We start from the raw sequence: 9,223 nt of genomic DNA, 5'->3' as shown, positions 1-9,223 counted from the left end.
AGGCGTTCGGCCAGCTCGTGTTCGACCAGCGTGGCCTGCGCGCGCAGGTCGCTGGCGCCCTCGGGCAGCAGCACGATGAAGCTGTCCAGCGCCCAGCCGTGGCGCGTGGTGTGGATGCGGGCGTCTTGCACCGACAGCGACTTGGCGTCGAAGTAGCCGCAGATGGCCACGAACAGGTCGGGCACGTCGCGCGTGTAGACCATGATCTGCAGGCCTTCGCCCTGTTCGGTGGGGCGGGCCCGCACCACCGCGTGGGCCGGCGCCACCTGGTGATACAGGTGACGCGTGTGCCAGGCGATGTCGGAGGCGTCGTGGCGCAGGAAATAGGCCACGTCGAGCTGGTTCCAGAACGCCTCGCGGGCGTCGTCGCGCAGGCCGGCCAGGCGGGTCAGGCGCGCGGCCTCCTCGCGGCGTTCGGTCAGCACGGTGTGGGCGTCGGCGTGGGCGCCGCCCAGCGCCGCCAGCGTCAGCTTGTACAGGTCCTCGAGCAGCTTGCCTTTCCAGGCGTTCCAGACCTTGGGGCTGGTGCCGCGGATGTCGGCCACGGTCAGCAGGTAGAGCGCGGTCAGGTGACGCTCGTCCTTGACCGTGGCGGCGAAGTCCTGGATCACGGCGGGGTCGGACAGGTCGCGCTTTTGCGCCACGGCCGACATCAGCAGGTGCTGGCGCACCAGGAATTCGACCAGCCTGGCGTCTTCCGGCTCCATGCCGTGGTCGTGGGCGAACTTGCGCACCTCGCGCGCGCCCAGCTCGGAGTGGTCGCCGCCGCGGCCCTTGGCGATGTCGTGGAACAGCGCCGCCACGTACAACAGCCAGTGCCGGTCCAGGCCGGCGATCAGCTGGCTGGCCAGCGGATACTCCTGGGCATGCTCGGGCATGGTGAAGCGGCGCAGGTTGCGCACCACCGCCAGCGTGTGCTGGTCCACCGTATAGGCGTGGAACGGGTCGTGCTGCATCTGGCCGACGATGCGGCGGAACACCGGCAGGTAGCGCGGCAGGATGTTCAGCATGGTCATGCGGCGCAGCTCGTGCACGATGCCGCGCGGCTGCTGCAGGATCTGCAGGAACAGCTTGCGGTTGACCGGGTTGCGGCGGAACTGCGCGTCGATGCGATGGCGCGAGTGCCAGATGGCGCGCAGCGTGCGCGCCGACATGCCGGTCAGTTCGGGATGCTGCTGCATCACCAGGAAGGCGCGCAGCAGCAGCGTGGGGTTCCGCTCGAAGCCGTCGTCGCGGATGATGTCGAGACGGTCGCGCAGGTTGCGGAAATCGTCGTCGATGTCGTGCGCGTCGCTGTCGGGGCGCGGGAACAGGCGTTCCTCGATGTTCTGCACCAGGATGCCGTTGAGCTGCGTCACCAGGCGCGCGGCCCAGTAGTAGCGTTGCATCAGCAGCTCGCTGCCGCGCCGCGTGGCGGTGGCGTGGATGCGGTAGACCTCGGCCAGGGCCGGCTGCAGGTCGAACAGCACGCGGTCTTCGCGGCGCCGGGCCAGCAGGTGCAGCTCGATGCGCAGGCGCTTGAAGGCCTGTTCGGCCTTGCGCAGGTCGCGCGCCTCGGACGGGGTCAGCAGGCCTGCCTGCGCCACCGCGCGCCAGTTCTCGCCGAAGCCGGCCGCGCGCGCCATCCACAGGATCACCTGCAGGTCGCGCAGGCCGCCGGGCGATTCCTTGCAATTGGGTTCGAGCGCGTAGGGCGTGTCCTGGTAGCGCGCGTGGCGCTGCTGCATCTCGACGCGCTTGGCGCGGAAGAACGCGCGCGCGTCCAGCCGCGACTGGGTGGCGGCCTCGAACTTCTTCATCAGCGTGCGGCTGCCGGCCAGCCAGCGCGATTCAAGCAGCGCGGTTTCCACCGTGATGTCGGCGTCGGCCTCGCGCTCGCAGTCCTCGATGGTGCGCACGCTGTGGCCGGGCTCCAGGCCCAGGTCCCAGAGCGAGGCGACCAGCTGCTCGATGGCGGACTCGTCCTCGGCGGTGGGGGCGTGCGGCAGCAGGATCAGCAGGTCGACGTCGGAGTGCGGGTACAGTTCGCCGCGGCCGTAGCCGCCCACCGCCGCCAGCGTGGCGCCGGCCGGCAGGGGATAGTGCTTGACCAGGTCGCGCAGCGCCGCGTCGACGATGCGGCGCAGTTCGCCCAGCAGCGTGTCGGGGCGTTCGTGCTCGCGGAACTGGGCCACCGCGGCCCGCCGGGATTCCTGGATGCGTTCGCGCAGGGTGCTGAGGATGTCGGCGGTCATGGTGGCGGGCGGCCGGCGGTCAGACGGCGGGGATGACGATCGGTTCGGTGATGAAGGCGGGCGGCTTGGGCATGCCGGGCGACAGGGTCAGGACCTCGTAGCCGGTGTCGGTGACGCAGACAGCATGCTCCCATTGGGCCGACAGGCTGTGGTCGCGCGTCACGACCGTCCAGCCGTCGGACAGCTGGCGGATCTCGCGGCGGCCGGCGTTGATCATCGGCTCGATGGTGAACAACATACCCGTCACCAATTTCACGCCGGTGCCCGGCTTGCCGTAGTGCAGCACCTGCGGGTCTTCGTGGAAGCGCTGGCCGATGCCGTGGCCGCAGAATTCGCGCGCCACCGAAAAGCCATTGGCCTCGGCGTGCTTCTGGATGGCGTTGCCGATATCGCCCAATGTGGCCCCGTTTTTGACCTGCTGGATGCCTTTCCACATGCACTCGAAGGTGATGTCGGTCAGGCGGCGCGACAGGATCGACTGCTCGCCCACCGGATACATGCGGCTGGTGTCGCCGAACCAGCCGTCCTTGATGATGGTGACGTCGATATTGAGGGAGTCCCCGTTTTTCAGGGCCTTGTCGCCGGGGATGCCGTGGCAGACCTGGTGGTTGACCGAGGTGCAGATGGCGCCGGGGAAGGGCGGGTAGCCGGGCGGGGCGTAGCCGACGGTGGCGGACTGCACCTTGAGCTCGTCGGTCAGGTATTCCAGGCAGAGGCGGTCCAGTTCCCCGGTGGTGACGCCAGGCTTGACGTAGGGGGTGATGAAATCGAGGACTTTGGCGGCGTCCTGGCAGGCCGCGCGCATCTTGGCCAGGTCGGCCGGATTGGTAATGGTGCCCATGGAATGACTGACGGATCTCGCTTGAATGTCTGCTTGAAAGAATAGTAGAATTATAGGCTTCCCTAAAATTTTGGGGAGCAATCTGGGTAGCGGCAAGCGCCGATCCCGGCGGGTGGGGATGGAATCATCCTGGCCACCCGGTTGGTTGTTCGACCCTGCGTGTCGGGTCGCACCGTATCTTGTGAAATCGGTGGCGGGTTCTGGAGTTTCATCGCAAGCGAAGGTTGTGGTGGGAATTCGGGCCGGTCGCCAGGTTCCGGGAGGCGGGGCGGCGCGGCAGGTGGGCGAGGGCGGCGGGCCGGGAAGGTTGGGGCGTGTACATCTTCCAGGCTGGGGCGCTGCGTGCTCGCAAGCCCGGTCATGTTTTCGAGCAGCGATGCAGGTTCAAGGCGGCTGCCGGCTTAAGTTCTTGGAAAACCCGGTTTTTTTAAAACCTGTCTTTCCTGAAGAAATGCCCCCGGCGACTGATGCGCGCGATGGTTGCGAAACCAGGGCGCGAGAGAGCTGGATTTCGCTGCCAACAAAACAGGTCCGGGTGCGCTGGAAGAAACTGCCAGGAATTTCCTGGCGGGTCGGACGGCGCGATGCGTGCAGGCAGGGCAAGGCGCTTCGTCGTGGCGGCCGTCTGGGTTTATCGCGGCAGCGTAGCAAGAGGCGCGAGGGGCAAATCGCCCGGCAGCGTCGGAGTATTGCGGCAGTGATCGGCCGGCCCGGTTAAAATCGTTATCTATCCCGCATGTGCGGGAAATCGCGCGCAACACCACCCAGGGTGTCAGCCAGAGGCTGATGCAGGTGCGGCGCAAGAAATCAACCCTTGGAGAAAGTTATGTCTTTGATGCGCGAAATGCTGGAAGCGGGTGTCCACTTTGGTCACCAGACCCGCTACTGGAACCCCAAGATGGCCCCCTTCATCTTCGGCCATCGCAACAAGATTCACATCATCAACCTGGAAAAGACGGTTGATAAGTACCAGGAAGCCACCAAGTTCGTGAAGCAGCTGGCTGCTCGCGGTGGCAACATCCTGTTCGTCGGCACCAAGCGCGCTGCCCGCGAGCTGGTCGCTTCCGAAGCCGCCCGTTGCGGCATGCCCTTCGTCGACGCCCGCTGGCTCGGCGGCATGCTGACCAACTTCAAGACGGTCAAGACCTCGGTCAAGCGCCTGAAGGACATGGAAGCCGTGGTCGCCGAAGGCGGCGCCGAGCGCATGATCAAGAAGGAAGGCCTGCTGTTCCAACGCGAACTGGACAAGCTGAACAAGTCGATCGGCGGCATCAAGGACATGAACGGCCTGCCCGATGCCATGTTCGTGATCGACGTCGGCTACCACAAGATCGCCATCGCCGAAGCCAAGACCCTGGGCATCCCCGTGGTCGCCGTGGTTGACACCAACCACTCGCCCGACGGCATCGACTACGTGATCCCCGGCAACGACGACTCGGCCAAGGCCATCGCGCTGTACGCCAAGGGCATCGCCGACGCCGTGCTGGAAGGCCGCGAACAGAACCTGAACGGTCTGGTCGAAGAAATCGGTGAAGGTCAGGAAGAGTTCGTCGAAGTGCAGGACAACCAGGCCTAAGCCTGCTGTCATGTCCGGCGGTTAGTGTCTGGGGGCGGTCGCGGAATGCGGCGTGCCCCCGCCTCGCCGGCAGTGCGAAGGTGGGCTCCCATCTTCCTCATCCGCAGCTTGCGGACGTCTCATTGAATCACACCAATGCCCCGGCCCGCCGGGGCATGTCTTAGCAAAATTTGGAGCTAACATGGCTGAAATTACCGCCGCCCTGGTCAAGGAACTGCGCGAGAAGACCGATGCGCCCATGATGGAGTGCAAGAAGGCCCTGACGGAAGCCGAAGGCGACCTGGCCCGCGCTGAAGAAATCCTGCGCGTCAAGCTGGGCAACAAGGCCAGCAAGGCTGCCGCCCGCGTCACCGCCGAAGGCCTGATCGGCCTGTTCATCTCGGCCGACGCCAAGCAAGGCGCCGTCATCGAAGTGAACTGCGAAACCGACTTCGTTGCCAAGAACGACGACTTCGTCGCTTTCGTCAACAAGCTGGCCGAGCTGGTCGCCACGCAGAACCCCGCCGATGTGGCCGCCCTGTCGGCGCTGCCCTACGGTGAAGGCACCATCGAATCGACCCGTACCGCCCTGATCGGCAAGATCGGCGAAAACATCTCGATCCGCCGCTTCGAGCGCATCCAGACCCCGAACGCGCTGGCCAGCTACGTGCACGGCGGCAAGATCGGCGTGCTGGTGGAATACGCCGGCGCCGAGGAAGTGGGCAAGGACCTGGCGATGCACATCGCCGCGACCAAGCCGAAGGCCCTGAACGCCGACGGCGTGAACCCGGCCGACATCGCCGCCGAACGCTCGGTCGCCGAACAGAAGGCCGCCGAATCGGGCAAGCCGGCTGAAATCGTCGCCAAGATGGTCGAAGGCTCGGTGCAGAAGTTCCTGAAGGAAGTGACGCTGATGTCGCAACCGTTCGTCAAGGACGACAAGAACACGGTCGAACAGATGCTCAAGGCCAAGGGCGCCTCGATCACCAAGTTCGTGCTGTTCGTCGTCGGCGAAGGTATCGAGAAGAAGACCAGCGACTTCGCCGCTGAGGTTGCCGCCGCCGCCGCCGGCCGCGCCTGATCTCAGGGTAGTCCTTACAGGCCGGCGCTAGATATTTTCTAGTCCGGCCTATTTCTTGTCTTAAACTTTCGTCGGATTGTTCTTCGGGATATCACCTATGAGCAGCAGATCATACAAACGGGTTCTTCTCAAACTTTCCGGCGAGGCGCTGATGGGCGATGATGCATTCGGCATCAATCGCGCCACCATCGTCCGCATGACCGATGAGATCGCCGAAGTCGCCGCCACCGGCGTCGAGCTGGCCATCGTCATCGGCGGTGGCAACATCTTCCGTGGCGTCGCCCCGGGTGCGCAGGGCATGGACCGCGCCACCGCCGACTACATGGGCATGATGGCCACCATCATGAACGCGCTTGCCCTGCAGGACGCGCTCAAGCACAAGGGTGTCGACACCCGCGTGCAATCGGCCCTGAACATCGACCAGGTCGTCGAACCGTACATCCGCCCCAAGGCCCTGCGTTACCTCGAAGAAGGCAAGGTCGTCATCTTCGCCGCGGGCACCGGCAACCCGTTCTTCACGACCGATACCGCGGCCGCCCTGCGTGGCGCCGAGATCGGTGCGGAGATCGTGCTGAAGGCCACCAAGGTCGACGGCATCTACAGCGCGGATCCCAACAAGGATCCTTCCGCCACGCGCTATGCGCGCATCAGCTTCGACGAGGCCATCGTCCGCCGCCTGGAAGTCATGGACGCCACGGCGTTCGCGCTGTGCCGCGACCAGAAGCTGCCGATCAAGGTGTTTTCGATCAATAAGTCGGGCGCGCTCAAGCGCGTCGTCAGCGGCGAAGACGAAGGCACGTTGGTACACGTTTAAAGAAAAGGAATATCCATGAGCGTCGCAGAAATCCGCAAATCCGCCGAAGCCAGGATGGCCAAGTCGCTTGACACGCTCAAGACCAACCTGGCCAAGATCCGCACGGGCCGCGCCCACACCGGCATCCTGGACCACGTGCAGGTCGAGTACTACGGTTCGCCCGTGCCGATCAGCCAGGTCGGCAACGTGAACCTGATCGACGCGCGCACCATCAGCGTCCAGCCCTACGAAAAGAGCATGGCCGCCGCGATCGAGAAGGCCATTCGCGAATCGGACCTGGGCCTGAATCCCATGTCGATGGGCGACAGCATCCGCGTGCCGATGCCGGCGCTGACCGAAGAGCGTCGCCGCGACCTGACCAAGGTCGTGCGCAGCGAAGGCGAGGATGCCAAGGTGGCCGTGCGCAACCTGCGTCGCGAAGCCAACGACACGCTCAAGAAGCTGGTCAAGGACAAGGAAATCTCCGAGGACGACGAGCGTCGCGCCCAGGACGACGTCCAGAAGCTGACGGACCGCAACGTGGCCGACATCGACAAGATGGTCACGCAAAAAGAAGCGGAAATCATGACCGTATAATCCTTGCAGAGCCGGAGCGGGCAGCAAGCCGCCCCGGCGCCAGGATTTTTGCCTTCGCGCCGTCCTATCCATTGCTTCGCAGCACACTGACGCAGCGGTGGATCGACGGCGCGGGTTTTTCCCCGTATTCCCTGTTTTACGCCGGTCGACGGCGCTCCCCAGACCCATGGCAACCAGTTCTACCCAGGCGGTTCCCGATACCCGCGACATCCCGGAGCACGTGGCCATCATCATGGATGGCAACGGCAGATGGGCGACGCGGCGGCTGTTGCCGCGCACGGCCGGACATGCCAAGGGTGTGCAGGCGGTGCGCCGCGTGGTCGAGGCCTGCGGCCGGGCGGGCGTGCGTTACCTGACGCTGTTCGCCTTCAGTTCCGAGAACTGGCGCCGGCCCGCCGAGGAAGTGTCGCTGCTGATGCGCCTGTTCGTGCAGGCGCTGGAGCGCGAAGTCGGCAAGCTGGAAGAGCAGGGCGTGCGCCTGCACGTCATCGGCGACCTGTCCGCGTTCGAGCCGCGCCTGCAGGAACTGATCTTCGCCGCGCAGGCCCGCACCGCCCACAATGATCGCCTGCACCTCACGGTGGCGGCCAACTATGGCGGCCGCTGGGACATCCTGCAGGCCACCCGCGCCATGCTGGCGGCCGAACCCGCCCTGGCGACGCAGCCGCAACTGGTCGACGAGGCGCGGCTGGCGCGGCATCTTTCCATGTCCTGGGCCCCCGAGCCCGACCTGTTCATCCGCACCGGCGGCGAGCAGCGCATTTCCAATTTCCTGATCTGGCAGATGGCGTACGCGGAGTTCTACTTCACCGACCGTTACTGGCCGGATTTCGGCGCCGACGAGCTGCGCCAGGCGTTCGACTGGTACCGGACGCGCGAGCGCCGCTTCGGCCGCACCAGCGCCCAGCTCACCGAAACCGGCGAAAAATAGTCCGGCCGCGGCTCGCCGCGCCCCGCGCGCGGCGGCTGTGGGCCGACCCGAGGAGATCGTCACCATGTTGGGCCAGCGTATCGTTACCGCCATCGTCCTGCTCGCCGTCCTGGCGGCCGCGATGATGAGCGCCAATCCCTGGTGGTTCGTGGCGCTGCTGGCGCTGGCGGCCGCCTGCGCCAATTGGGAGTGGCTGCGCCTGACGCTGCCGCAGCCGCCGTCGCCCGTGATCGCCGCGGGCATTCCCGTCCTGTTGTTCGCGGCCATGCTGGCCCTGGCGTCGGCCTGGCTGTCGGGCCAGCGCGATGGCATCGCGGATCCGTCCTGGATCCTGCGCTACGCCGCGCCGCTGGTCGCCGCGGTGTGGCTGTTCGGCGCCACCGCCGCGGTGGTGCGCGGCCGTTCCGACGCCGCGCCGGCAAGCCTGGCGTGGTCGCTGTTTTCGGTGCCGGCCGCGTTCACCGCCTGGGCGGTGCTGGCGCAGATGTTCATGGCGCGCGGCGCCGCCTTCGTGGTGTCGTTGCTGGCCCTGGTGTGGGTCGCCGACATTGCCGCCTATTTCGCCGGCCGCGCGTTCGGCAAGCGTAAACTGGCGCCGCGGGTCAGCCCCGGCAAGACCGTGGCCGGCGCGGTCGCCGGCGTGCTGGGCGCGGTCATCTGGATCGGCCTGTCGAGTTTGTGGGAAGGCACGTTCGGCCACGCGCTGGTGGCGCACTGGTCGTTCTGGCTGGCGCTGCCGATCGCGGCGCTGCTGGGGGTGTTGTCCATCATCGGCGACCTGTTCGAGTCGTTGCTCAAGCGCCGCGCGGGCCGCAAGGATTCCAGCGCGCTGCTGCCGGGCCACGGCGGGGTCTATGACCGTATCGACGCGATCCTGCCGGTCGCGCCGTTGGCGCTAATCTTGTCTGGAGTGTTGTTTTGACGGCTTTTCAACGCGTCGTGGTGCTGGGATCGACCGGCTCGATTGGCGAGAGCACGCTGGACGTGATCGCGCGCCATCCGGACCGCCTGGCGGTGTATGCCCTGTCCGCCTACAGCCGCATGGAACGGCTGGCCGAGCAGGCGCTGGCCAGCCGCGCCGCGGTGGTGGTGGTGCCCGACGCCCGGGCGCGCGACAAGTTCGTGGCGGCCTGGCCGGCCGGCCAGGCCGCCACGAACTTGTCGCGCGCCCGGGCGTCGGGCACCACCACC

General features: G+C 66.2%; 8 protein-coding genes and 1 pseudogene. 7 read left to right on the top strand and 2 right to left on the bottom strand.

The features are described from left to right. A partial coding sequence (locus AOZ49_RS17900; protein ID WP_054476928.1) for a [protein-PII] uridylyltransferase occupies positions 1 to 2,234 on the bottom strand: 2,234 nt, incomplete at its 3' end. Positions 2,235 to 2,253: 19 nt separating this feature from the next. Next, on the bottom strand, positions 2,254 to 3,075 hold the full coding sequence (map, locus tag AOZ49_RS17895; protein ID WP_054476906.1) for a type I methionyl aminopeptidase: 822 nt from the start codon (positions 3,073 to 3,075) through the stop codon (positions 2,254 to 2,256). Positions 3,076 to 3,901: 826 nt separating this feature from the next. Between map and rpsB the strand changes: the two genes are divergently transcribed. From rpsB to AOZ49_RS17860, 7 genes and pseudogenes are all read left to right on the top strand, one after another. After that, positions 3,902 to 4,651 carry a 30S ribosomal protein S2 gene (gene rpsB, locus AOZ49_RS17890; RefSeq protein ID WP_054476904.1) on the top strand — a complete coding sequence of 250 codons (750 nt, stop codon included), beginning with the start codon at positions 3,902 to 3,904 and terminating at the stop codon, positions 4,649 to 4,651. Positions 4,652 to 4,832: 181 nt separating this feature from the next. Beyond that, positions 4,833 to 5,711, top strand: coding sequence for a translation elongation factor Ts (tsf, locus tag AOZ49_RS17885; RefSeq protein ID WP_006394494.1), 879 nt, complete (start codon positions 4,833 to 4,835; stop codon positions 5,709 to 5,711). A 97-nt stretch (positions 5,712 to 5,808) separates the two neighbouring features. Beyond that, positions 5,809 to 6,525 carry a UMP kinase gene (gene pyrH, locus AOZ49_RS17880; RefSeq protein WP_054476903.1) on the top strand — a complete coding sequence of 239 codons (717 nt, stop codon included), beginning with the start codon at positions 5,809 to 5,811 and terminating at the stop codon, positions 6,523 to 6,525. 15 nt (positions 6,526 to 6,540) lie between these two features. Beyond that, positions 6,541 to 7,101: a ribosome recycling factor gene (gene frr / locus AOZ49_RS17875; protein ID WP_054431133.1), complete on the top strand. Its 561-nt coding sequence runs from the start codon at positions 6,541 to 6,543 to the stop codon at positions 7,099 to 7,101. 166 nt (positions 7,102 to 7,267) lie between these two features. Then, positions 7,268 to 8,032: a polyprenyl diphosphate synthase gene (uppS, locus tag AOZ49_RS17870; protein ID WP_054431134.1), complete on the top strand. Its 765-nt coding sequence runs from the start codon at positions 7,268 to 7,270 to the stop codon at positions 8,030 to 8,032. A 64-nt stretch (positions 8,033 to 8,096) separates the two neighbouring features. After that, positions 8,097 to 8,954 carry a phosphatidate cytidylyltransferase gene (locus AOZ49_RS17865; protein ID WP_054431135.1) on the top strand — a complete coding sequence of 286 codons (858 nt, stop codon included), beginning with the start codon at positions 8,097 to 8,099 and terminating at the stop codon, positions 8,952 to 8,954. Beyond that, positions 8,951 to 9,223, top strand: a pseudogene (locus AOZ49_RS17860) (hypothetical protein); the annotation flags it as partial. The gene AOZ49_RS17865 and the pseudogene AOZ49_RS17860, both read left to right, overlap by 4 nt.

This window comes from Achromobacter sp. 2789STDY5608615 (genome assembly GCF_001298995.1).
GTDB classification, from domain to species: domain Bacteria; phylum Pseudomonadota; class Gammaproteobacteria; order Burkholderiales; family Burkholderiaceae_B; genus Achromobacter; species Achromobacter insuavis.
Note: the sequence above shows the minus strand (reverse complement) of the source record. Positions and strands in the feature narration are given on the sequence as shown.